Source organism: Shewanella putrefaciens (assembly GCF_016406325.1).
Classification (GTDB): domain Bacteria; phylum Pseudomonadota; class Gammaproteobacteria; order Enterobacterales; family Shewanellaceae; genus Shewanella; species Shewanella putrefaciens.
On sequence record NZ_CP066370.1, the window covers coordinates 1,611,417 to 1,634,989 of the forward strand.

Annotated in this window: 19 protein-coding genes and 1 other RNA gene; 14 read left to right on the forward strand and 6 right to left on the reverse strand. The window is 42.3% G+C overall.

Translation table 11 applies throughout. The features are described from left to right. The first annotated feature begins 22 nt into the window (after positions 1 to 22). The 5 genes from JEZ96_RS07155 to ffs all read left to right on the forward strand — a co-directional run bounded on the left by JEZ96_RS07155 (position 23) and on the right by ffs (position 5,183). Positions 23 to 1,483: a YcjX family GTP-binding protein gene (locus JEZ96_RS07155; protein ID WP_198779871.1), complete on the forward strand. Its 1,461-nt coding sequence runs from the start codon at positions 23 to 25 to the stop codon at positions 1,481 to 1,483. Further along, positions 1,480 to 2,712 (forward strand): TIGR01620 family protein, encoded by a 1,233-nt coding sequence (locus JEZ96_RS07160; RefSeq protein WP_025008232.1) that lies wholly within the window; start codon positions 1,480 to 1,482, stop codon positions 2,710 to 2,712. The genes JEZ96_RS07155 and JEZ96_RS07160 overlap by 4 nt, the downstream gene beginning before the upstream one ends. Positions 2,713 to 3,055: 343 nt before the next feature. After that, positions 3,056 to 4,249 (forward strand): methionine gamma-lyase, encoded by a 1,194-nt coding sequence (megL, locus tag JEZ96_RS07165; RefSeq protein ID WP_014610299.1) that lies wholly within the window; start codon positions 3,056 to 3,058, stop codon positions 4,247 to 4,249. A 225-nt stretch (positions 4,250 to 4,474) separates the two neighbouring features. After that, positions 4,475 to 4,858 (forward strand): ComEA family DNA-binding protein, encoded by a 384-nt coding sequence (locus tag JEZ96_RS07170; protein ID WP_011919080.1) that lies wholly within the window; start codon positions 4,475 to 4,477, stop codon positions 4,856 to 4,858. A gap of 227 nt (positions 4,859 to 5,085) precedes the next feature. After that, positions 5,086 to 5,183: signal recognition particle sRNA small type (ffs, locus tag JEZ96_RS07175), an RNA gene on the forward strand. A 104-nt stretch (positions 5,184 to 5,287) separates the two neighbouring features. Here ffs and JEZ96_RS07180 read toward each other — a convergent pair. From JEZ96_RS07180 to dinG, 5 genes are all read right to left on the reverse strand, one after another. Continuing rightward, entirely contained in the window at positions 5,288 to 5,578 is a 291-nt protein-coding gene (locus JEZ96_RS07180) for a late competence development ComFB family protein (protein ID WP_025008233.1), read from the reverse strand. A 298-nt stretch (positions 5,579 to 5,876) separates the two neighbouring features. Beyond that, positions 5,877 to 6,581, reverse strand: a complete 705-nt coding sequence (locus JEZ96_RS07185; RefSeq protein ID WP_025008234.1) for a DUF2057 domain-containing protein — start codon at positions 6,579 to 6,581, stop codon at positions 5,877 to 5,879. Between the two features lie 9 nt (positions 6,582 to 6,590). After that, complete coding sequence (locus JEZ96_RS07190; protein ID WP_011789872.1) at positions 6,591 to 7,259, reverse strand: primosomal replication protein; 669 nt, start codon at positions 7,257 to 7,259, stop codon at positions 6,591 to 6,593. Beyond that, positions 7,250 to 8,023, reverse strand: a complete 774-nt coding sequence (locus JEZ96_RS07195; RefSeq protein WP_011789871.1) for a sulfite exporter TauE/SafE family protein — start codon at positions 8,021 to 8,023, stop codon at positions 7,250 to 7,252. Before JEZ96_RS07195 ends, JEZ96_RS07190 begins: the two co-directional genes overlap by 10 nt. Before the next feature lie 9 nt (positions 8,024 to 8,032). Next, entirely contained in the window at positions 8,033 to 10,105 is a 2,073-nt protein-coding gene (gene dinG, locus JEZ96_RS07200) for an ATP-dependent DNA helicase DinG (RefSeq protein ID WP_011789870.1), read from the reverse strand. A gap of 105 nt (positions 10,106 to 10,210) precedes the next feature. Here dinG and JEZ96_RS07205 point away from each other — a divergent pair, with 105 nt between their 5' ends. The 9 genes from JEZ96_RS07205 to JEZ96_RS07245 all read left to right on the forward strand — a co-directional run bounded on the left by JEZ96_RS07205 (position 10,211) and on the right by JEZ96_RS07245 (position 22,980). Beyond that, on the forward strand, positions 10,211 to 12,598 hold the full coding sequence (locus JEZ96_RS07205; RefSeq protein WP_025008235.1) for a DNA polymerase II: 2,388 nt from the start codon (positions 10,211 to 10,213) through the stop codon (positions 12,596 to 12,598). Positions 12,599 to 12,818: 220 nt separating this feature from the next. Continuing rightward, entirely contained in the window at positions 12,819 to 14,027 is a 1,209-nt protein-coding gene (locus JEZ96_RS07210; RefSeq protein ID WP_011789868.1) for a porin, read from the forward strand. Positions 14,028 to 14,795: 768 nt separating this feature from the next. Further along, a complete protein-coding gene (locus JEZ96_RS07215) occupies positions 14,796 to 17,597 on the forward strand; it encodes a TonB-dependent receptor plug domain-containing protein (RefSeq protein WP_128090113.1) in 2,802 nt (933 codons plus the stop codon). Between the two features lie 431 nt (positions 17,598 to 18,028). After that, entirely contained in the window at positions 18,029 to 18,811 is a 783-nt protein-coding gene (locus JEZ96_RS07220; RefSeq protein ID WP_011789866.1) for a DUF3450 domain-containing protein, read from the forward strand. Next, on the forward strand, positions 18,811 to 20,166 hold the full coding sequence (locus tag JEZ96_RS07225) for a MotA/TolQ/ExbB proton channel family protein (protein WP_011919086.1): 1,356 nt from the start codon (positions 18,811 to 18,813) through the stop codon (positions 20,164 to 20,166). Before JEZ96_RS07220 ends, JEZ96_RS07225 begins: the two co-directional genes overlap by 1 nt. After that, positions 20,166 to 20,693 carry a MotA/TolQ/ExbB proton channel family protein gene (locus JEZ96_RS07230; protein WP_011789864.1) on the forward strand — a complete coding sequence of 176 codons (528 nt, stop codon included), beginning with the start codon at positions 20,166 to 20,168 and terminating at the stop codon, positions 20,691 to 20,693. The genes JEZ96_RS07225 and JEZ96_RS07230 overlap by 1 nt, the downstream gene beginning before the upstream one ends. A gap of 13 nt (positions 20,694 to 20,706) precedes the next feature. Continuing rightward, positions 20,707 to 21,111, forward strand: a complete 405-nt coding sequence (locus tag JEZ96_RS07235; RefSeq protein WP_011789863.1) for an ExbD/TolR family protein — start codon at positions 20,707 to 20,709, stop codon at positions 21,109 to 21,111. 1 nt (position 21,112) lies between these two features. Then, the gene (locus JEZ96_RS07240; protein WP_011789862.1) at positions 21,113 to 21,733 is read left to right on the forward strand and encodes an energy transducer TonB; all 621 of its coding nucleotides are present in this window, start codon (positions 21,113 to 21,115) and stop codon (positions 21,731 to 21,733) included. Positions 21,734 to 21,735: 2 nt separating this feature from the next. Further along, positions 21,736 to 22,980 (forward strand): tetratricopeptide repeat protein, encoded by a 1,245-nt coding sequence (locus JEZ96_RS07245; RefSeq protein ID WP_011789861.1) that lies wholly within the window; start codon positions 21,736 to 21,738, stop codon positions 22,978 to 22,980. A 67-nt stretch (positions 22,981 to 23,047) separates the two neighbouring features. Here the strand turns inward: JEZ96_RS07245 and JEZ96_RS07250 are convergent, their stop codons facing one another. After that, positions 23,048 to 23,557 (reverse strand): diguanylate cyclase domain-containing protein, encoded by a 510-nt coding sequence (locus tag JEZ96_RS07250; RefSeq protein WP_011789860.1) that lies wholly within the window; start codon positions 23,555 to 23,557, stop codon positions 23,048 to 23,050. Between the last annotated feature and the right edge of the window lie 16 nt (positions 23,558 to 23,573).

Sequence of the window (23,573 nt, forward strand, 5' to 3'; positions counted from 1 at the left end):
ATTTGACATAATGGAAGTCTCTATGGGAATGCTTGATGCCTCGCTCCATAAATTAACTCAAAAAGGTCAATCCCTGTTACATCGTACTGCGGACCGGCATTTACGTTTGGCCGTGACTGGGCTTTCTGGTGCGGGAAAAACGGCGTTTATCACCGGCTTAGTTAATCAGTTACTCAATTCTGGACCAGTCTCGACTATACCCCATGCCCGTAACAACAGTGCTTTGCCACTTTGGCAGGTGAGCCGTGAGCAGCGTTTGCTCGGGGTTAAGCGTGCCATGCAGCCGGATCTGGAAATCGCCAGTTTTGATTATCAAGGCGCCATGTTAGCGCTCACTTCTGAGCCTGCGACTTGGCCTGCCTCCACTCGTACTATTTCTGAGTTACGATTGGCGATTAAATATCAGCCGAAGAAGGGCTTGCTGGCCAAGTTTTCTGATACCGCGACCTTATATTTAGACATAGTTGATTATCCCGGTGAATGGTTACTCGATTTACCTATGCTGCGCCAAGACTTTGTTACTTGGTGCCGTGCCCAGCAAGGTCGCATCGAGAATCTTAAAAGCTCACCTTTATATGCTGAATTTGAGCAATCCTTAACAGCATTGGATCTAGCCGCCAGCGCCGACGAGCAACAATTAAAGCAAATTGCCGATCAATATCAGTTATTACTCAATGATTTAGTGCATGTACAAGGTTACTACCAAGCACAACCCGGACGCATGTTATTGCCGGGCGAATGGCAGGGCGCACCTTTATTGGCTTTTTTCCCTCTGTTATTGGTTAATGATGAAAAGTTTGCTGAGCTTTCGCAAAGCGATAAACACAGTGGATTCCATGTGCTTGAAAAACGTTATCAAGAATACGTGGCTAAAGTAGTTAAGCCTTTCTATAAAAACCACTTTGCTGGTTTTGATAGGCAACTAGTACTCGTTGACTGCTTTAGTGCGTTAAATCGCGGTAAAAGGCAATTTGAGGATATGGGCGCGGCGCTCAATGCCATTATTGAAAGTTTCCATTTCGGCCAGTCGAGTTATTTACGGCGTTTATTTGCCCCCCGCATCGACCGTTTGTTATTTGCCGCGAGTAAGGTTGACCATGTGACTCGTGATCAGCAGAGCCATGTTTTGTCCTTGTTGACCGATATGTTGAAACACAGCCAGCATTTTGCCAGTTTCGATGGCTGTAAAGTGGAGACGATGGCGATTAGCGCCATCAAGGCGACTCGCCATGGTATGGTGACAACCCAAGAGGGTGAAGTTGAAGTTGTGCAGGGTATGGGACTCAACGGTAAAGCCCTGACCTTGTTTCCCGGCGAAGTGCCCACTCGCTTACCTGAAGCGCATTTTTGGCGTGAACAAGGGTTTAATTTTGTTGGGTTCGCGCCGCCGAGCAATATTAATGTTGACCCCTCACAAGTGCATTTTGACCATATTCGCCTCGATCATCTGCTGCAGTACTTACTGGGAGATAAATTGGAATGACGTTAAAGCAATCGGATAACGCAAATGAACCGGCTGCCAATTCCTCTGCCAATGTAGTTGAAAAGCCATTTGAACAGTCAGTTAAACAAAAACCGCTGAAAAAGCAGCAGCTATTTGATCCACAAATAGTGGAGCTTAGCCCCAGCAAAGAGGAACTCAAAGGAGCGAAAGCCTTTGAACCCAATACGCCAGTGCAGGAAGTCTCTGCTGATATTGAAGAATTAATGGATGCGACACTGTCTGCCCATCCCAATATGATTGATGCTAAATCCGTATCGCCTCAACTGGTTAAATCACGCCGTTGGTCGTGGCTTGCCCGTCTAGCAGTATCGAGCCTATTGCTGCTCGTGGTGGTTCAAACGGGATTAGGACTGAGGGATGCATGGCATGAGAGCCCTTGGCTGTTCAGTTTTTATGGCGTGGTGCTTGGGGTCGTCAGTGCTTGGGCATTGGCGGGTGCAGTCAGTGAATACCGTAAGCTCAAGCGACTCAAACAGGTCGCCGATACCCAAGAAACGGGCGCAAGGTTAGCGCAGAGCATGCAAATGGGTGAAGCAGACAGCTTTATCGATAATATCGTTTGTCACTATGAAGACAGCCAAGGTTTGCAGCAACTTCGCCGTTCATTAAAAGATGAGCATAATGATGCCGAGAAAGTCTTGTTATTCGAGGACTTAGTGCTGACTGAGCGGGATGAACTGGCAAAAAAAGTAGTGCGACGCTATGCAGCCGAATCGGCAGTTTTATTAGCCGCGAGCCCGTTAGCCGTGCTCGATATGGCGATAATCCTATGGCGTAATCAACGCATGCTGCGCGATGTCGCTTGTTGTTATGGCATAGAGCTGGGTTATTGGAGCCGAATTAAACTTATCCGCAGCATTATTATTAATATCATCTACGCGGGCACCACTGAGTTAGTCACTGATTTAGGTACACAGCTGTTATCGGTTGAAATGACAGGTAAATTGTCTGCTCGCTTGGCTCAAGGTTTAGGCGGTGGTATGTTAACGGCACGTCTTGGATATCAGGCCATGGCACTGTGTCGGCCGATTGTGTTTAGAGAAGATCAAAGACCTAAATTGTCAAAAGTGCATCAGGAGTTGTTGATCGAACTTAAGCAGTTTTCAGGCAAGCTGTTTACCAAAGAAGGTCGCGACGCATTAAAAGGCCAGTTCGCCGATGTTGATCACAAAGTACCTCGGGCAGCTAAAGAGAAGACTAAAGAGTAGATATTATTTAATATCAAAAAATTAACCGATTTAAATGGCCGAAATTAGATGCGCTAATGAACTTGTTCCTGAGCGCATTTTTTTATGATTTTTTGCAGGTACCGAGTATGACCAAGTGCGGCTGAAAAGTGCTATGTAACAAGTTAATTACACTTTTGTGTGCTGCTATTTGCGCCATGCTACTGGCTTAAGTGCTTGGCCGCGTTATGGTAGGGCTTATTCGATAGGGCTAATGTTTCATTAACTTATCTATTGGATTGTCCATAATGCTGGCATTGAACATCCCAAACGAACAATCAATCAAGAACGGGAACCGCTCAAGGCCAATTACAAGGAGCTAGGTATGCAAGATGAGTCAGGCAAGATGTGGAAAGCTGCAACACAGGTTATTCATGGCGGCCATGAGCATGAGGCCTTTGGCGCCTTAGTGACGCCGCTTTATCAAAGTGCGACTTTTGTGTTTGAGTCTGCACAGCAAGGTGGCGAGCGATTTGCGGGTAATGAGCCGGGGTATATTTACACGCGCTTAGGGAATCCGACAACCGCCGAGCTTGAACGTAAAATGGCGATTTTAGAAGGGGCAGAGGCCGCCGCCGCGACCGCTTCTGGCATGGGCGCAGTATCCGCCGCATTACTGGCTAACTTGCAGATGGGCGATCACTTAGTGGCATCCAATGCGGTATACGGCTGTACTTTTGCGCTAATGACGTCTCAGTTCGCCCGCTTTGGTATCGAAGTGTCCCTAGTGGACTTTTCATCGGTAACAGAAATAGAAGCAGCGATTAAATCCAATACTAAGGTCATTTTCTGTGAAACCCCAGTCAACCCCCATTTACAGGTGTTTGATTTGGCGGCAATTGCGACTATTGCCAAACGTCATAAGCTAGTGAGTATTGTCGACAATACCTTTATGACGCCATTACTGCAAAGACCACTCGATTGGGGTATCGATTTGGTGATCCACAGTGCGACTAAATATCTGAATGGCCATGGTGATGTGATTGCGGGGATAGTGTGTGGCAGTGACGAACAGATCCATAGAGTGAAGTATGAAATCTTAAAAGATATTGGCGCGGTAATATCGCCACACGATGCTTGGCTGATCTTGCGTGGTCTTAAAACCTTAGATGTGCGTTTACAGCGACATTGCGATAGTGCTCAGCGTGTGGCGGAGTTTTTGGCGGAACATCCAAGCATTACACGTGTGTATTATCCCGGGCTTGCCTCTCATCAAGGGCATAAATTTATGGGTAAGCAGATGAAACGTGCTGGTGGTGTTATCGCGTTTGAACTGGCGGCAAATTTAGAAGAGGCCATGGCCTTTGTCGGATATCTAAAGTTGTTCTCTATTGCGGTGAGCCTAGGGGATGCTGAATCTCTTATTCAACATCCAGCATCGATGACGCATTCACCTTATACGCCAGAGGCAAGGGCTGCCGCTGGAATTGGTGATAACCTGCTGCGGATCTCTATCGGCTTAGAGGATTGTGACGACATCATCGCCGATTTGAATCAAGCACTAGTGCGTTTGACTTAACCGATATTACGATTTTGAATCTATAGCGTGATGAAGCAAAAAGGATGCATTTTCGCATCCTTTTCTATAAATCAGTTTATGTCGTTCTCAATCTGAATATTGAAATTTAGCAAAATAGAATATTTATATATGCTAATTTGGTATTTCAGAACAGCTTAGACTATTTTTGATCTGAGGCCACGGAAGTAGGACGAAAGGCCGAATATCATGGAAAGAGGGCAACATATGAAGATCAAAAACTGTTTATCCACAATGCTCAGCAACAGTGTTAAATCCATTCAGATAAAGTCGATGTTAGGCGTTACGTTAGCGGCTTTACTCGCATACCCTGTGAGTGCCGCAGAAGCCCCCACTAAAGCGGAAGCAAAAATGCAGGCTCAGGCAAAAGCAGATGCAAAGTCTGCTGTGGCTGAAGTGTTGACAGTGAATATCAATACGGCTTCTGTTGAAGAGTTACAAGAGCTTAAGGGGATTGGTGCTGCCAAGGCGCAGGCTATCGTAGACTACCGCACACAAAATGGTAAGTTTAATGCGATTGATGATTTAGCAAATGTGTCTGGTATTGGTGCAAAACTGATTGAGCAGAATCGACATTTAATCAAACTCTGATCCGCAAGTACCAGTAAGTAAAAACGATTGGAAAGCCTGCATAGCAGGCTTTTATCATTTAAAGACGTCTATTTGCCTATAGATTGTTCAGTTAAGCAGGATATTCTGCAAACGGGTGGATTAGTGCTTGATCCCTCAGGTGCCATGGGGGATAATCCACGCCGTTCAAGTAATGCCATAGCTGTTCAAGTGAACCTAAAAAAGTATTACTCGAAAATATGGTGACCCTAGGGTCCCCCCGCAATGATAACTTGTGAACTCGGCCAGGCCCGGAAGGGAGCAACCGCAGCAAGCGACTCGTGTGCCGGGGTGTCGGCTCTAGGGGAACCTCCAATCTATATCTTCATCCCACAGATAAATTATCAACATTAAATTAGCGTCTAAATAACTACTTCAAATATTACTATTTATATTGTTATTTCTGCTTATTTACGCGATGTGTCCTGCTTCTTCTTGTAGCCTTTTTTGTAGATTTTGTTTGAGAAATGCGCGGGATTTTTCGAGTGCTGCTTGGATCTCTCGTTTTAATTCCTGTAATTCGTCATAGTCTTCAAAAAAGTAGGTATCTACCAGATGACGTATATAACGTACAGGTAATTGGTTTAGTGTTACGCAGCAGAGATCGGCTAAATAGTCCTCAGGCAGTTCATCCATAAGTCCTTCATCTGATAACATTTCCATTAAGAGTACTTCGTAATAGTTACGGATTTCAAGTTGCATCGCTGTGCTCCATGACGGTTTTTATTGAGTTTGCAACCATAAATGATTTGCGGCAATAAAAAGTTGATTATGTCTTTAGCTTAATTGTAGTGTGTCTGCGTTATAACTGCCGATTATCACAGTAGTAATAGTAATAATTACTGACTTTACCATTGATTTTTCAGTCAAATACCGTTGAAGCAGTTCTAACAGACTTGATATTGCAGAACATTGATACAGGTGGGGAGTTGGATATCTAGTAAAAAGAAAACGCCAGCTTAGGATAGCTGGCGTGATAGCGCTGTGGAGTCATAAAAGCTTAGAGTTGTGAAATTGCCCAACTCATAAATTCTTTACGTGTTTTTTCATCAGCTTGTAACCACCAGTATTGCAGCATCTGCTGCGGATTTGCTCCAGTCACCTTTGATGCATCATCGGTAGGCATTGTGGGTGTTAATGAGGTTGCAATTACAGCGGCTTGAGCCGATGTTGGGGGCTGTGTTGGCGTAGTAACAGTTGCAGTCCCTGCCGCTCCCGTTGCTTGAACTGCGGTACTTGATACATCAACAGCTTGGTTTCCACTAAATAGACGAGAAACAAAACTTTCTTCTTCAATATTGGTATTAGTCACTTGGTAATTAACTTGCCCTTTGTCGCCACGGGTTAATAGAATCTGTGGGTTTTGGGCAAAAACTTTAGGCTTTTTAACAATTTTTCCTTCAGCAGGTTGAAGGTAGTATTGATGATCCCCATCGACTTCTAGGGTGACAATAAAAGGAGATGATTTTACAAAGCTTTGACTATCGCTGAATTGATCTTCAATCATTTCATGGTAGCGAATAGCTATTTTATGTGTGCCTGGCGTTAATGCTAAGCTGCTTTTGTGATTGAACAGGCTGGATTCAACTTTTTTACCATCGAGTGCAATGTATTCGAATGACATGGGGATATTAATATCTGCAGCAAGGGCAGAGGTTGAACCGAGTAATATTAGCAGGCTGCTGATTGGTAAAAGTAATTTCATTGTTGCTCCTTAACGATTATTGCTTTGATACGGACGTTCGAATGTTTGAATGCGATCTTCTATATAACTGATAGCTTGCCTGCATTTTCCTAGACGACGATGCATCAAAAGGATGTCATTTTGCAATTTTATTTTGTCAGCACTATGACAGTTTTCAAGTTTTGATTCCATTTCTTCAATTTTTTGCTCAAATTTTTTCGCCCAATTCAAATGCTTGTTAAGTTCGCCATAGATTTCGTGGCTATTTTGTAACACATTGCTGGCGATCCAACCAAAACCACTTTCTTGATGTGACTGTGCTTGGCGTTTTGCAAAACGCGCACGGCTGCTCGCACGTTGTTGGTTTTTCGATTTTAAATCAATAGATGTGGTCAGTAATGCGCGTTTTACCGCGGTAAATCTGTCTTGAATACGCTCACAGCATAAAGAGATGGTGTGTGGTGCAAGTTTGAGCTTAATTTGTTTTTCCAGTTGGCTGATGCTATTACGAATTTGTTCTATACAGGGCATTAACTGGGCACCGTGTTGGATAAACAGCGCTTGATTAAAGCGTTCGGTGTCCTGTAATAGTTTTCGTTGCTGCGGTGCGAGCTGATTATCGTGTAGCAGCACTTCCTGTTCGAGCGCTTTTAGCTGATTCTTTAAAATAGTGAGCAGTTGTTGGGTATTCAAAACCATGCACTCCAGGCCAGATTAGCGGCAATCAATAGCACGATTAAAATAAACAAAGGACGAATAAAAGGCATGCCAAATTTAATCGCGCACCGTGCGCCGATAAATGAGCCTAACATCATACATAACCCCATCCATAATCCTATTTGCCATTGCACTTGGCCAAGCCAGCCAAAGATAGCTAATGCGGTGAGGTTACTGGTAAACGTCATTGCACGGGCAAGGCCGCAGCTATGAAGTAGGGGCAATTTATAGAGTGAACCTGAACTCACAGTCCAAAATGCGCCAATCCCAGGGCCCGCAAAACCATCGTAAGCCCCTAGAATCAGACCTTGTAAGCCTTGTTTTTGTGTTGGTGGCGACTGTATTGGGACTTGGCAATCGGTATCTGAAATGGCACTTGGGCTGAGTAAACTGTAAATAGCGATACCAATAATGAGCAAAGGTAAGATTTTTTCTAACCATTGAGTATCAATTAAGTAAACGAGCACACTTCCTAGCACTGCACCAATAAAGGTTGCAATAAAGGCCATATACCAAAATGAAGGTGTAAAAAGATGCTGGCGGTAGTATGTCCATGCGGCCATGGATGATCCAAAACTCGCGGCAAGTTTGTTGGTACCTAACGCCGTATGTGGTGCAATCCCTAGCGTTAATAATGCCGGGATCGAAAGTAAGCCACCGCCACCCACAATAGCATCGATAAAACCTGCGATAAGACCAATAATGGCCAGTAGAGCCCAGTTGCTGGGCTCGAGTAACAACTCCAAATTTTGATCCTATTCTATGACACGTCTAAAGGGAGGTAAGGCATCTAGCAGCGATTTACCATAACGCTTGGTCACTAAACGCCTATCTAAAATTGTTACCCGACCATAATCCTGCTCTTTGCGCAGTAATCTACCACAACTTTGGATCAACTTGCGCGAGGCGTCGGGGATTGTTAGCTGTAAAAACGGGTTACCACCTTTAACTTTGATATATTCTGCATGGGCTTGTTCTACCGGAGAGGTAGGGACAGCAAAGGGTAACTTAGTGACGATAAGGTTAGTGAGATAATCTCCTGGCAAGTCTAATCCTTCTGAAAAACTGCCTGTACCAAATAAAATACTGGGTTCACCTCGATCACATTTTGATTTATGGTGTTCGAGTAATTGCTGCCTAGGCGCATTACCTTGGATAAGCAGTTCCGTTTTGAGTTTTCCCTCGAGCAGTTCGGCGACTTTTTCCATTTGCCAGTAAGAGGCAAACAGCACTAAAGTGGCCATCTCACCTTCAATCAACTCGATAATTTGTTCGGCCAGTTCTGCGGTATAGGCATCATCCGTAGGCTCTGTTTTCATTTTGGGTAAATACAGCGTGGCATTATTGGGATAATCGAAGGGGGATTGCAGGGCTAAATAGCGACTTCCATCGTTGAGTGATAATCCTACTTGATGAACGAAGTGATCAAAGTTGTTAAGTGCCCGCAAGGTTGCACTACACAACACTACTCCAGCGGCTTTTTGCCATAGCATAGACTCAAGCATAAAACCTACTTCAATTGGGGATGCACTAAAGAGATAATCTACCTGCTTACCAGTGATGAGTTCAATCCAGCGGGCCATTGGCGCGCCCTTGTGTTTATCTTCTTTGGCCATCATACGCCATAATTTTTGCAGATTTTCGAGGCGCTGTAACATAAAGCCCATTTCAGCTTGCAGTGCTTCGGATTGATGCTTAGGAATATCCCCATCCTTAATAGCTTCAGTGAGCAACAATTGCATTTTGTTAAATTGCTTTAAGGCAAGATTAGCCGTGGTAGCGAGATTTTCAGCGGGGATCCGTAATGTCTCAGGTAATACGCCATGCTCGAAGCGATAGCGGCTTTCTGGGTTCGCAAATTGTTTAGTTTGGGTATCGCAATAATGGGCGACTTGATTGAGCTGGCCAATAAGATCGGCAATATGGTCCTGCATGGCCTGAGCAGGTGCGATGATATGATTGCTTTTGATTTGATTCTGTAACTTAGCGCTAGTCTTTCCTACTTTTTCAAGCCAGTCGGTAGCCCCCCTGAGGGTCGCCTGTGCGCTGGAAAAATCCCGTGCGACAATTGGCAAATGATGGGCTTCGTCGATAACGTAGAACACGTCTTCCGGATCTGGCAGAATCACGCCACCCCCGAGTTCTAGATCGGCGAATAGTAAGCTATGGTTGGCGATTAAGACATCCCAAGTATCGACATCTTCACGTGCTTTATGGAAAGGGCAATTTCGGTGGCTGGCAACTTGGCGGTGGCAACTGTGTTTATCACAGGCGATTTGTTGCCAGAGATAGTCGGGAAGTGGTGTGGTTAACGTATCCAGTTCACCATTCCAGCGCCCTTCGGTAAAGTCTTCTAATAATGCTTGTAGCATAGCAATTTGGCTATTATCGGGTTTGGTTTGCCACATGGCCATTTGAGTGCTGTTATCATCACCAACCAGCATAGCTAGTTTTGAAAGACAGACATAACGTTGCCGACCTTTCACTAAACCAAACCGAAAATTCAAACCCGATTGTGCCAGAAAGAAGGGCAAGTCTTTGTGTAGCAACTGCTCCTGAAGTGCGACAGTTGCGGTGGCAATGCACACTTTTTTTTTGCTTGCAAGGGCAAGTGGGATAGTACCTAAAATGTAAGATAACGATTTACCAATCCCTGTACCTGCTTCAACCACAATAATACGTCTATCTTTGTCGTATTCTCCGGCGAGGGTTTTAGAGATTTCGGCAACCATAAAGTTTTGTTCGCGGCGCGGCCTAAAATTAGGTAACGCAGTGGCGATATCCTTATAGATGGCGCGGATCTGTGTTTTTACATTGTCAGGTAACATGCGTCACTACTTTATCGAATTAATGCTGTACATAATAACAGTGATTGCATAGCCTAAGAAACCTTTCTGCCTTTAAATGGCATTTTAAATTGAGAGTCCATGCCGATGAAGCCTGAGACTAATGCACTCGTGAGTGTACAAGGTCGAGTCTTAACACGCCATGCAAGCCAGCGTAATGGCCATCTAGTGCTGCAATATTATTTAGCAACCGAGCAAGGCCCTGTATTGGTGGAAGTTCACGATGCTGAATACATTTGTTTTTGTCATCAAGCTGATGTGACGGCATTGCAGTTGCAAACGCCCGGCCAAGGACTGCGTTTTTCCCCTTTAGGGCTTAAAAGTTTTAAAGGTGAAGCTGTCAGTGGCATTTATGCGCAATCAAGTAGCGCATCACGTACTTTACAGCGAATTGCTAAAGATGCCGATATTCCATTATTTGAAGCGGATATTCGCCCCGAACAACGTTTCTTAATTGAGCGTTTTGTGGCACTTGATGTTGCTTTTCTTGGATATTATCAACAGCAGATTGATGAGCCTCCTATATTTATAGCAGAGCGTGCTAAGAGTATTGCTCCGCAAACTTCTGTTAGTTTACGTACTATTTCGCTGGATTTTGAGTGCAGCTTTGAGGGGGTCATCTATTCAGTTGCCCTATATGGTAAAGATTCGAAGGATGATATTTATGAAAAAGTGATTATGGTCGGAAAACCGGAAGCTAATGCTGTCCATTACATCGAGTGGGTTATGGATGAAGCCGCCCTGATCCGCCGCTTAATCGTTTGGTTCCACGAATATGATCCTGATTTCATCATCGGCTGGTCTGTCGTTACATTTGATCTTGCATTATTGTTTCGACGAGCATTATTGCATCGTATTCCTCTTACCATTGGACGTGGAGGGACGCTGCTTGAATGGAAGGTGGATAATAAATTTCGCCCCGAGACTTTAAGTTTACCCGGGCGTGTCGTGCTTGATGGTATCGATTGGTTAAAAGCGGCGTTTTATCATTTTGAGCGATTCTCCCTAGAGTTTGTCGCCCAAGCGCTTTTAGGTGAAGGAAAGGCTATTCATAATGTTGACAATCGAGTTAACGAAATTGATGCGCTGTTTGCGACAAATAAACAGGCGTTAGCACACTATAATCTTACCGACAGTCGATTAGTGTGGGATATTTTTAATCAAACTCAGTTATGGGATTTTGCCCTTGCCAGAGCTGAGCTCACAGGCTTAGAGCTTGGACGGGTAGGGGCTTCGGTTGCCGCATTTAATCATCTGTATTTACCGCATTTACATCGTGCAGGATATGTCGCTCCGGATGCCCCTGCTAGCGATGGTATAGAGAGTCCTGGCGGTTATGTGATGGATTCTATCCCAGGACTTTATCAACATATTTTAGTTTTTGATTTTAAAAGCCTTTATCCATCTATTATTCGTACATTTCTTATCGATCCCAAAGGGTTAGTTGAAGGTTTACACTTACCCGAGTCTGAATGTGTTCAAGGTTTTCTTGGTGGCCGCTTTAGTCGGCATCAACCTATTTTACCTAAGCTTATCCAGCGTCTTTCTGAGCAGCGAGAAAAAGCGAAGTATGAACAAAACTCACCATTATCCCAAGCTATTAAAATTATTATGAATTCACTTTATGGTGTGCTTGGCTCCCAAGGCTGTGTGTTTCACGATGCAAGATTAGCCAGTTCCATCACTATGCGGGGCCATCAGATTATGAAGCAAACCCGAGCTTGGATAGAAGAAATGGGCTATCAAGTGATTTATGGTGATACAGATTCTACTTTTGTTTGGTTAGGGGATGCCCCCGATTTATCTGACATTAATCTGCTTGGCCAAACACTCGCGACGCATATCAATACTAAATGGCAAACTAAAATCCAAGATGAATACCAAGTTGACAGCTTTTTAGAACTGCAGTTTGAACGGCATTACGAACAATTTTTTATGCCTACACTACGCGGATCCAAAGAGGGAAGTAAGAAACGCTATGTCGGTGCGTGGCGTAATTCAAAAAATGAATTAGAAATCACCTTTAAAGGGATGGAACAGGTTCGTAGCGATTGGAGCCCATTGGCACGCACTGTCCAACAAGCACTTTATGAACGTATGTTTAATCAACGTGATATCAGTAGTTATATTATGACTGTGATAGAAGATATCTTAACGGGTAAAAGGGATGACGAGTTAGTGTTTCGAAAGCGTATGCGCCGCAATATTGAAGAGTATACGGCTAAATCCTCCCCACATATTAAAGTCGCACGTCAGCTTTGTGACTTAACAGGAACAAGTACCTTTGGCAAGAAGGGGGCGCAAATTGATTATGTGATTACAGTTAACGGACCGGAATCAGAGCAATACAGAACGTCTAAAATTGATTACCAATATTATATTGATAAGCAAATTAGGCCGATAGCAGAGCCTGTCTTTTCAATAATGAAACTAAACTACATGGATATTGCATCAAAGCAGTTGGTGTTAATTTAGTGTGCTTGTTGTTTTTACTCTGTTGCTAATGCTGGCTTTTGTGGCGTTTAAACCTGTTTGGTACAGGTTAACTGCTACTTTTTTGTGATGTTAATCTACATATTCTTTAGGTTTCGCTTTGAGAGGTCATTGAAAGTTTGCTACTCTCAAAGGGAAATTGTAAGGAAATATAACAACGGAATGACGTTGATAAAACATAAACGAAAAGGTTAAGCACCAAATGAACAAAACGTTAGTAGCAACTGCGCTGGCAGCAATATTCTTAGCGCCATCTGTTTCGGCAATTGAGATCTATAAAGATGATAAAAATGCTGTAGAAATTGGCGGATTTATTGATGTACGCGTAATCAACACTCAAGGGGAAACTGAGGTTGTTAATGGTGCTTCTCGAATTAATTTCGGCTTTAGCCGTGAGTTGACCAATGGTTGGAATGCATTTGCTAAGTTGGAATGGGGTGTTAATCCTGTTGGTAGCAGCGATATTGTTTATAACAACCGTTTTGAATCTGTTCAAGATGAGTTTTTTTATAATCGCTTAGGTTATGCCGGTTTATCCCATGATCAATACGGTACTATTACCATTGGTAAACAATGGGGTGCTTGGTATGACGTAGTATATAGCACTAACTATGGTTTTGTATGGGATGGTAACACCGCAGGCGTTTACACATTCAATAAAGACGATGGTGCAGTCAACGGTGTTGGTCGGGGTGATAAAACCGTACAATATCGTAATGCTTTTGGTGATTTCAGTTTTGCTGTTCAGGCCCAGTTAAAAAACAGCAGTTTTTTCACTTGTGATATAGAAAATATTACTGAAAATGAGTGTGAAGCCCGCTGGATTGAAGGTGGTGCTGATGCTCAACAAGTGACTTATGACTATACCTATGGTGGAGCGTTGACCTATAAAGTCACTGAGATGCTGAGTGTGAGTGCTGGTGTTAACCGCGGTGAATTTGATATCGACTACGGGAACGGTGATCAAAAAACGGCAGTTGATCTTATCTATGGCGCAGGTATTACCTGGGGTAACTTCGACAATAACGGACTCTATATCGCGGCTAACGTTAACAAGCAAGAAAACCATGATACAGATAATATTGGCCGTTTAATCAAGGATGCACAGGGCGCTGAAACTTTAGTGTCCTATAAGTTTGATAATGGTCTGCGTCCATTTATTTCTTACAACGTGCTTGATGCTGGTAAAGATTACGTGATCCAACCTAACTTTAATGCAGATCCTAATGATGTGTTCAAACGTCAGTTTGTGGTTGTTGGTTTGCACTTTGTTTGGGATCCAAACACCGTCCTCTATGTTGAAGCTCGTAAAGACTATAGTGATTTCACTAGTGCCGATAAAGTTCAAGAAGCAAGAATGTCACTATCAGAAGATGACGGCATTGCCATTGGTATTCGTTATACACTGTAATCTAAAGGTTGCTTGCACTTAGTATTCAATGCGAGTGATATGTTAAAAAAATGCCAGTTGTTCTGACTGGCATTTTTGCTGGTTGTATGCTCACTTCAACACTTATCTGGTTTGTTTTCTTGAATCACTCTTCGTTCTTGTAACATCAGTAATGCGGCGAGGCATGTTGTTTCTGTGTTTATGGGGGATTTTAACAACGCTCATCTTACATAACAATATTTCAATGTTGCTTAAATAATTGAAATATAATGTTTTATTAATTGATTATTGGATCGTTTTTCACCAGGCACGGCCATGCTATTAATTCTTTTTTGTATTATCCGTCAATTTTTTCTCACTTTTGCCATTTAGTTTTTAGCATATCCACAATAAAAATTGTTTCTTTCTTGTTTCATTTATTCCGAGCATTCCGAACGGTAAAAATCTTGGTCACATTTTATGCTGCATTGCTTGTTTACTCTTTTGAAAAGTAATGATTTTTTCTGTTTTTTGTTTAAGTGAGTATGCTTTATATTGTTAATTAAAAACATATGGATAGCTTTTTTCTACCTTTAATCATGGGTGTTAGGTAGACAAATTGGATATAAAAGGTTTTATTTTTGCTTCAATTGTTGATTAAGTGTTTCAAATGTGATTTTATTGCCCTGAAGCGTGACCTTTGTAACTGAAACTAAACGTGCTTCGTTATAAAGGTCTGCAAACACTACCTCGCGTCAAATGCAGAGGTGGAATAAATAAGAAGACATGTTATGTCCAGGGAGATAGACAATGCTTAGAAGTAATTTATTAGCTAATTCAGTGCGATTAGCATTAGTTGGTGGCGCCGCTGCTGTAGCATTAACAGCACCAATGGCATTTGCAGCAGAAGATGGTGCAAAAGTTGAACGTATCGAAGTTACTGGTTCTCGTATCAAACGTACAGATATGGAAGCAGCCAGTCCTGTTTTAGTGATGAATCGTGAAGAGATTGCTGCTACAGGTCTAGTTAGCCTTGGTGATATTTTACAAACAATCCCATCAGCGGGTGCTGCGTTAAACACTGCATTTAACAACGGTGGTAACGGCTCGACTAATATGGACCTTCGTAACTTAGGTTCACAACGTTTACTTGTGTTGGTTAATGGTCGTCGTTGGATCTCATCTCTTGGTTCTACTGTTGATATGAACACCATTCCAACAGCTGCAGTTGAGCGTATTGAAGTGCTTAAAGATGGTGCTTCTGCTGTGTATGGTTCAGATGCTATTGCTGGTGTTGTAAACATTATCACTCGAAAAGATTTCGAGGGTGTTGAAGTTTCTGTTTATGGTGGTGAAAACTTAAGCGAAGGTGATGGTCGTCAATATACAACTGACTTGACATTTGGAATAAGTGGTGAAAAGGGCGGTCTTTTGTTTAACATGAGCCATGTTACTCAACAACCTATATGGGCTGGTGACCGTGATATTTCCGACACAGGTTTTAGTAGTACCACGGAAAATACTCGACTCAGAGTGAAACCGTCAACATTATCTCAGGCAAATCAAGATGGACTAACTGCTGCAGGTTATGCTGTTAGAAGTAATGGCCTTTATGATTTAATGTCCTTACCTGGCACTGGTGCTGATACAGGTCTTGATAAGTTTCGTGATCGTACAGGTAGTGATGTGTATAACCATGCACCGGATAACTATTTAGTTACACCACAGAATCGTAATGCCTTCTATGTTCAAGGTTATTATGATTTAGCGGATAATTTAAGATTAGTCAGTGATTTTATGATGACTAACCGTAAATCAGCACAAGAGCTTGCTCCTATGCCTGTTACTTTAGGCGCTTCATTTGGTGCTGCAGCAAGTCGTGCAGATATCCATGCAGATAATATCTATAACCCATTTGGACAGACGTTGTATGGTGATTCTGCTCGTGCTGTAGCTAATGGTGAAGCGGCAGGTTATGTACCTTACGCCTTGCAGCGTCGTATGCTTGAGGCTGGTTCTCGTCGCTATGAACAAAATGATGTGACATATCGTGCCATGGTCGGCCTTGAAGGTAATATCAATGATAATTGGAGCTGGAGTGCTCATTATATTTACGGTCAAAATACCCAAGATGAACTAACAACAGGGCTTCTAAATTTAACGCGAATCAATCAAGCTCTAGGTGCTAATTGCGATACGAGTACGTCTTGTACACCGCTCAATCTTTTTGGTGGGCCGGGAAGTATCACCGATGAGATGGTTGATTACATCACCTTTGATTCTGTTGGGCGATCAGGTTTAACCATGAAAGATTATGCCTTCAACATCTCAGGTGACATCTTTGATTTACCCGCAGGTAGTGTGGGGATGGCAATTGGCTTAGAACGTCGTGAAGAAACGGGTTATGATACACCAGATCCATTAACTGTAACTGGTGAGTCTTCAGGTAACCAACGCGATGCAACATCGGGTGGTTTCCGTTTAGATGAGGCTTATGTTGAGTTGTCTATTCCTGTTATCGATAGTTTAGTTATTACACCTGCTACACGATATTCAGATCATGATGTCTATGGTGATAATACGAGTTCAAAAGTGGGCGCAGAATTCCGTCCTATGGATGATTTATTACTCAGAGCTACATGGGCTGAAGGCTATCGTGCGCCATCTATTTCAGATTTGTATGCTGGTAATGCTGACTCATATCCTAGTTGGACAGATCCTTGTAATACAAGAACTAGTAGCGGTGCTGTTATAGATGTCTCTGGTAAGCCAGGTTGTTCAGCCGTACCAGATGGTTATCGCCAATCAAATACTCAGATCCGTATAACTCAGGTTTCATCACCTGATTTAAAACCAGAAACATCTGAATCGGTAACGGCTGGTTTTGTATATAATCCATCGTGGCTTGAAGGAGCAGAGTTAACCTTTGATTATTACAATATTAAGGTTAAAGATGCGATTGGTCGTTATGGTTACAACCGTATTGCAACTGAATGTGCAGAGGGAACTAATCCAGCAACATGTAGTGCAATTGATCGTGATTCTTTAGGTAATATTGTTGATCTGCGCAACTACCTATTAAATGCTAATAATTACGATGTTAGCGGTGTTGACATGTACACAGGTTATCGTTTTGAAACTGGATTTGGTAGTTTTAAAACCTCCTTGGATATGGCTTATGTTATTGACAACAACTTCAATGGTTATAACCAAGTTGGGCAGCAATATGGTGATGGTGGATATCCTCGTATTAAAGCAAACTTCTATATAGACTGGGCTATGGGTGATTGGGATGCTCACTGGAAAACCCGTTATGTACATAGCATGATGAACAACTATTATGTTGATGGCGTTTATGAGGATTATGGTATACCTGAAAGTGATTTTACCAAGAAGTTTGATGCTTATATGGTACATAATATTTCTGTAGGCTATTCATTTGCTGAATACAACACAAATGTTAGCATAGGTATTAATAACTTATTTGCGGAAAAGCCAGAGTCAGAGTACATTAACAATGATATGGCAATGTCTACCAACAACTTCTCTGTTACTGAGTATGATGTGAATATGGATCGCTTCGTTTATTTACGTGCAACAGTTAAGTTTTAACCATTAAGGATTAGAAAGGTTTGGTTTGTAGATAATGACAATCTAAATCGTTCTAACCCTACTATGTTCAGACAAAAGGCTTACATTGTTGTAAGCCTTTTATTTTAATTTGTAATTTCTGTTTTAAGATCGTTCAATCTGCCAGCTATACAATCAGCATCCGCTTTTGTCTAAAAAACCTCTCTTATCGTCTTTACATGTTTAAGCCTTCTTTACACTGATTTTTACACATTTCGATTGTTGACATAGGTCAACATTTTGTGAAATGATGCCAGCGGGTCTATGCCTGTAATGGCGTAGGAAAGGGAAGAAAAAACTAAGAATCACAAGAGATAGACGAACTTACAGTATCTATAGTGTTTCGCGGCTTCTGCGAATCATTATGTTATTGGTAAGTTAACTTTTTATTCACTTCAAATTGGTTGGGAACTATGTCCAAGGTAAGCAATAGAACAAAAATCGCTACTGCACTTGTCGGCGTGTTGGCATTAGCGAGTAGCAACTTAGTAGTTGCAGATCCTCTTACCGACGTGCTGAAAGCGGATAGTATGATCCATGCTGATGCAGCTGCGTCGCAAAAGAATGTTGATAAGTATTTTGATCAAGCGCAAGACATGCTCTTTGAGTATGGCTCAGTGGCTGATGAGCGTGAGTCTCTGAAATCATATAATGACTATGTAGCCAGTTTAGTCGCTGATCAGCAAAAGACAATGGACGCTGTTCAAAACGACATTAATGGTGTTGACAAGTTACGTCAGGGTGTTGTGCCGTTAATGTTCAAAATGGTGGAATCTTTAGAGCAGTTTGTTCAACTGGATTTACCATTTAACTCTGAAGTGCGTACCAATCGTGTCAATGAGTTAAAAAATCTCCTCAATACAGCCGAAGTGACTCTCGCTGAAAAATACCGATTGATCCTTGATGCTTATAGTATTGAACGTGAATACGGTAGTGCTATTGCTGTAAACCAAGGCAAATTGAACTTAGATGGTAAAGAAGTATTAGTTGATTTCTTTAATTTAGGTCGTGTAGCGCTCTATGCTCAAAGCTTAGATCAAAAGACTGGCTGGATATACAACTCAGATACTAAGGGTTGGGATAAATTAGATGACAGCTATTTGCGCGAACTGACAAAAGGTATCCGCATTGCCCGTAAACAAGGCGCTCTAGATCTATTTGCATTACCAATTCCTGCTGCGGAGACTGCACAATAATGAAGAAGTTAATTGCTACAGCTGTATTGGCTGCAAGTTTTTCTTTAACTGCTGGTATGGTGAGTGCTGCTGATGCACCTAAGTCCATAGACCAATTATTGCAGCAAGTTAAGGTTGATCGTGCCGCTGAAGGTAAAGTCAACAGCAAACGTGAACAAGAGTTTCAAGCTGAACGTGGCGATAAAGCTGCTATGTTGAAGCGTGAAAAAGATGCATTAGCCGCTGAAAAGCAACGTGGAAAAGAGTTAAATCAAGCGTTTTTAGATAACGAGCGTAAGATCGCTCAATTAGAAGAAGATCTGAAAACAGCTCAAGGTGACTTGGGTGAAATGTTTGGTGTTGTTAAAGGTGAAGCTGGCGATTTTGCGGGTAAACTTGTTAGCTCAAATATTAGTGCTCAATATCCAAACCGTGACAAATTTATTGCCGATTTAGGTGCGCGTAAGCAGCTACCAAAAATTGAAGAATTAGAGCAATTCTGGCAAGAACAGCTATTTGAAATGGCACAATCTGGCAAAGTGGTTAAGTTTGAAGGCTCGGTAACGGGTATTGATGGTAGCGTGAAAAACACGACTATTCACCGTATTGGTGCTTATAACTTAACGGCTGATGGTAAATATGTTGTTTACAATCCTGAGTTAGGTTTAATTCAAGAGTTATCTCAGCAACCTGAAGGTTATCAAGTTAGTGCTGTTGGTAAATGGGAACAAGCAACTGCAGGTACTGCACCGTTCTACATTGACCCAGCCCGCGGCGTGCTGTTAAACATCTTCACCAACAAAGCAAGCTTTGAAGACCGTTTAGAAGCGGGTGGTACTATCGGTTACATCATTATTGCTCTGTTAGTTTTAGGTTTGCTGATCTCCATTGAGCGTCTGGTCACTATGACGATTATTGGTGCTCAAGTTAACAGCCAACGTAAGAACATTGATAATCCTGGTAACAATGCTTTAGGTCGTATCCTCAAAGTGTATCAAGAAAACAAAGACGTTGATGTTGAAACGTTAGAGTTGAAACTTGACGAAGCGATCCTGAAAGAAACGCCAGCATTAGAGTCTCGCATTTCTATCATTAAGGTATTGGCCGCTATCGCGCCTATGATGGGTCTGTTAGGTACTGTAACGGGTATGATTGCAACCTTCCAAAGTATTCAATTGTTTGGTACTGGTGATCCTAAGCTAATGGCTGGTGGTATCTCTATGGCACTGATCACAACGGTTCAAGGTTTAGTAGCAGCTCTGCCATTGATGTTAATGCATGCAATCGTGGTTGCACGTAGTAAATCAATCGTGCAAGTTCTGGAAGAGCAAAGTGCTGGTATTATCGCAGCACATGCTGAGAAGAGGGCTGACTAATGATGCTATACCTGATGGACATTTGGGATTCCGTCAGGGGCTTCATGGCCTCCGGAGGTGACGTCCTCTGGTTAGTTGCGGCTGTACTGTTCTTAATGTGGGCATTGATGCTTGAGCGCTATTGGTATCTAAACTGGATATCACCAAAGCAACATAAAGCAATCATCGCTGCATGGAATGCGAGAGAGGAAACGACCTCTTGGTACTCACACCGTATCCGTGAAGCTTGGATGTCCCAAGCAAAACAAGATTTGAATGCACGTATGCTGATTATAAAAACCTTAGTAGCGATTTGTCCTATGATAGGTTTGTTAGGTACTGTAACAGGTATGATTTCAGTGTTCGATGTGATGGCAGTTCAGGGGACGAGTAATGCTCGTTTAATGGCGGCTGGTATTTCAATGGCAACAATGCCCACCATGGCGGGGATGGTTGCAGCATTATCGGGAGTATTTTTTAGTACTCGTCTTGATGCAAAAATGAAAATCAGTTTAGAAAAGCTAAAAGACAGCATGCCGCACCACTAGAGAGAGATTGAACATGGCACGTAAAAAGCATTCCAGTGTAGACGAGGAAGCTCAAATTGACATGACACCGATGTTAGACATCGTGTTTATCATGCTGATCTTCTTCATTGTGACAACGTCATTCGTGAAACCATCTGGTTTGGACTATAACAAACCTAAAGCTTCACAAGCGACTTCTAAGCCTTCGGCTAACATCTTTATTGGCGTCAGTAAAACAGGCGTTATTATGATGGAAAACCGTCAGGTTGATATCGAACGTGTGACCGCAAACGTTGAGCGTATGCTAGCTGAGGCTCCAGAGGCTGCAGTGCTTATCCAAGCGGATAAAGACACGCAACACGGCTTAGTGGTTAAAGTTCTAGACCAAGTCAAAGCGGCTGGTATAGATAAGATTTCGGTTGCTGCGGGGAACGATTAATATGCTAAGAGCACTAGTATCAATCATTATTGGTGCTGCTGTGACTTTTGGTCTGTTCGCTTTTATGGCGTTCTTGGTCGGTGGTGGGGCGCAGCGCGCTGAAACATCGGCCGAGACCCCTGTAATTGAAATCACGATGGATAGACAGGATTCAAAAGCACAGAATAAGCCACGAGTGGTGCCTAAACCGCCACCACCACCAGAGCAGCCACAGAAGCCTGATACTACACCTCCGGATACTTCTTCCAATATTGATACTTCAATGTCATTCAATATGGGCGGAGTTGAAGCAGGTGGTCCAAGTACTGGTTTTAAATTAGGTAATATGATGACTCGTGATGGCGATGCAACACCTATCGTACGCATCGAGCCACAATACCCTATTGCAGCAGCACGTGATGGCAAAGAAGGTTGGGTACAATTGCGTTTTACCATTAACGAGTTAGGCGGTGTAGATGACGTTGAAGTTATCCAAGCCGAACCTAAGCGTTTATTCGATAAAGAAGCAATTCGTGCACTTAAAAAGTGGAAATATAAGCCAAAGATAGTTGATGGCAAACCACTTAAGCAACCGGGTATGACAGTCCAACTTGACTTCACTTTAGATAAAGGAGGCAACTAATAATGCGTAATGCTAATAAAATCGCAGCCCTATTATTGCTCTCTTTATTTGGCAGTACAGTTTCATCAGCAATTGCTGCTGAAAAGTGTGAAATTGATAGCCGCCAATCTAAAGCCGTAGGTGAAAGTGCTGCAAAAAAGGTTCAGAAATCTTTTGAAGCTTATACTAATGGTCAGCTTGATGAGGCTATTTCTATATTGCTTGAAGCAAATGCTAAGAATGATTTCGATAAAGCGTATGTTGCACGTATGCTAGGTAACTTTTATGCCGAAAAAGGCAAAATGGATACTGCGATCAAATACCTAAAGCAAGCTGTAGAAGCGGATATTTTAGGTGGAACGGATCACGCTGCAACATTACGTCTCTATGCTGATTTATTGTTACAAGAGAAGAAGTTTAAGGAAGCTATTCCTTATTACTACAAGTGGATGGAATTCACCTGTAAAACTGACGCTCAAATGTATCGCCGTATTGGTATTGCACATACAGAGCTAAAACAGTGGGATAAAGTGATTGAAGTGGCCGACAAAGGCATTTCTCTTGCTTCATCTCCTGATAAAGGTTTGTATCAGATGAAGCTAACGTCTTACTTCAATCAGAAGAAGTATAAGCAAGCCGTTGGCGTGTTAGAAACCATGGTGCCTTTATTTCCAGAAGATGGCAGATTATGGGTTCAATTAGCACAGTTTTATCTGATGGTAGAGGATTACGATAAATCACTTGCGACTTACGATTTAGCCTACAGAAATGGTTTCTTAGCAGATAGTGCGAGTAATATTACTCGTTTAGCGCAACTGATGGCACAGAAAGGTGCTCCATATCAGGCTGCTAAAATCTATCATAAGCACATTAAGTCTGGTTTGATCGCGCAAGAAGCTAAATCTTTTGAGATTTTGGCTGGTTTCTACCAAAACGCAAAAGAGTTTAAGGAGGCCGCTGAGTTCTATGGTAAGGCTGCGGCTATCAGCAATGATGGTAAGCTTTACTTAAAACAAGGTCGTCTACTGAGCTTAGATGGAAATTATACTGCTGCGATACCTGTCCTTGAAAAGGCAATATCGCTAGGTATTGATCATCCAGGTGAGGCAAACTTTGAATTGGCATTAGCTCATTTAAGTTTGAAGCAATATAAGTCTGCTTATAACCGTGCACAATTGGCGGCAAAAGATAAGAAGACTGAAAAGAGTGCAAATAGCTATATCTCTTATATTAAAGAGAAAGCTCGTATGCATAATGTTGCGCTTTAACTTATTGTTTTATAGTCATTAGAATAAAGCCCCTACTAAGGGGCTTTTTCTTTAAGGCGAGCCTATATTACTGTAGGCGAATCAATGCTTGAGATTGTAGCTGCTCCTTTTCAAGCTCTTGAGATAATTTAGATACACTCGCAAATAAAACGTCAACTTTTTGCTTTTGTGTTGGCGTACAAATACATGCAGCAAGTTTATAATCGATTTTTAACTTATGATTTTTACCAAATTCTTGATTAAATTTGCGTATATGTTGATCAATACGCTCTAAAACAACTTCAGTACCTTCTTCATCAATATTAAATAAGCCTAAGGCAAAATGATTATGATCGAGCCTTGCAATCATATCTGTTGCCCTAAGTAAGGCTTCTTGGACTTGTTTGGTGAAGAATTCGAGTAAATGGGGTTGTTTGACGGTTTCATGAATGTGAGGGCACAGATACAATAGTGCCAAGCTTTGGTGCTCTCTCATATGTCGATGCCATTCACGGTTAAACACCTCCATGAAATAGGTTTGGTTGTAGACCCCCGTTTCTGGATCTCGAAACCCCGAATTGTGAAATGAGTAGATCATAGGTTAACTCCGTTAG

What these genes read in the sequence shown, in the direction of transcription:
- JEZ96_RS07155 (WP_198779871.1), top strand. Translation starts at nt 23, where the DNA reads ATGGGAATGCTTGATGCCTCGCTCCATAAATTAACTCAAAAAGGTCAA.
- JEZ96_RS07160 (WP_025008232.1), top strand. Translation starts at nt 1,480, where the DNA reads ATGACGTTAAAGCAATCGGATAACGCAAATGAACCGGCTGCCAATTCC.
- megL (WP_014610299.1), top strand. Translation starts at nt 3,056, where the DNA reads ATGCAAGATGAGTCAGGCAAGATGTGGAAAGCTGCAACACAGGTTATT.
- JEZ96_RS07170 (WP_011919080.1), top strand. Translation starts at nt 4,475, where the DNA reads ATGAAGATCAAAAACTGTTTATCCACAATGCTCAGCAACAGTGTTAAA.
- JEZ96_RS07180 (WP_025008233.1), bottom strand. Translation starts at nt 5,578, where the DNA reads ATGCAACTTGAAATCCGTAACTATTACGAAGTACTCTTAATGGAAATG.
- JEZ96_RS07185 (WP_025008234.1), bottom strand. Translation starts at nt 6,581, where the DNA reads ATGAAATTACTTTTACCAATCAGCAGCCTGCTAATATTACTCGGTTCA.
- JEZ96_RS07190 (WP_011789872.1), bottom strand. Translation starts at nt 7,259, where the DNA reads ATGGTTTTGAATACCCAACAACTGCTCACTATTTTAAAGAATCAGCTA.
- dinG (WP_011789870.1), bottom strand. Translation starts at nt 10,105, where the DNA reads ATGTTACCTGACAATGTAAAAACACAGATCCGCGCCATCTATAAGGAT.
- JEZ96_RS07205 (WP_025008235.1), top strand. Translation starts at nt 10,211, where the DNA reads ATGAAGCCTGAGACTAATGCACTCGTGAGTGTACAAGGTCGAGTCTTA.
- JEZ96_RS07210 (WP_011789868.1), top strand. Translation starts at nt 12,819, where the DNA reads ATGAACAAAACGTTAGTAGCAACTGCGCTGGCAGCAATATTCTTAGCG.
- JEZ96_RS07215 (WP_128090113.1), top strand. Translation starts at nt 14,796, where the DNA reads ATGCTTAGAAGTAATTTATTAGCTAATTCAGTGCGATTAGCATTAGTT.
- JEZ96_RS07220 (WP_011789866.1), top strand. Translation starts at nt 18,029, where the DNA reads ATGTCCAAGGTAAGCAATAGAACAAAAATCGCTACTGCACTTGTCGGC.
- JEZ96_RS07225 (WP_011919086.1), top strand. Translation starts at nt 18,811, where the DNA reads ATGAAGAAGTTAATTGCTACAGCTGTATTGGCTGCAAGTTTTTCTTTA.
- JEZ96_RS07230 (WP_011789864.1), top strand. Translation starts at nt 20,166, where the DNA reads ATGATGCTATACCTGATGGACATTTGGGATTCCGTCAGGGGCTTCATG.
- JEZ96_RS07235 (WP_011789863.1), top strand. Translation starts at nt 20,707, where the DNA reads ATGGCACGTAAAAAGCATTCCAGTGTAGACGAGGAAGCTCAAATTGAC.
- JEZ96_RS07240 (WP_011789862.1), top strand. Translation starts at nt 21,113, where the DNA reads ATGCTAAGAGCACTAGTATCAATCATTATTGGTGCTGCTGTGACTTTT.
- JEZ96_RS07245 (WP_011789861.1), top strand. Translation starts at nt 21,736, where the DNA reads ATGCGTAATGCTAATAAAATCGCAGCCCTATTATTGCTCTCTTTATTT.
- JEZ96_RS07250 (WP_011789860.1), bottom strand. Translation starts at nt 23,557, where the DNA reads ATGATCTACTCATTTCACAATTCGGGGTTTCGAGATCCAGAAACGGGG.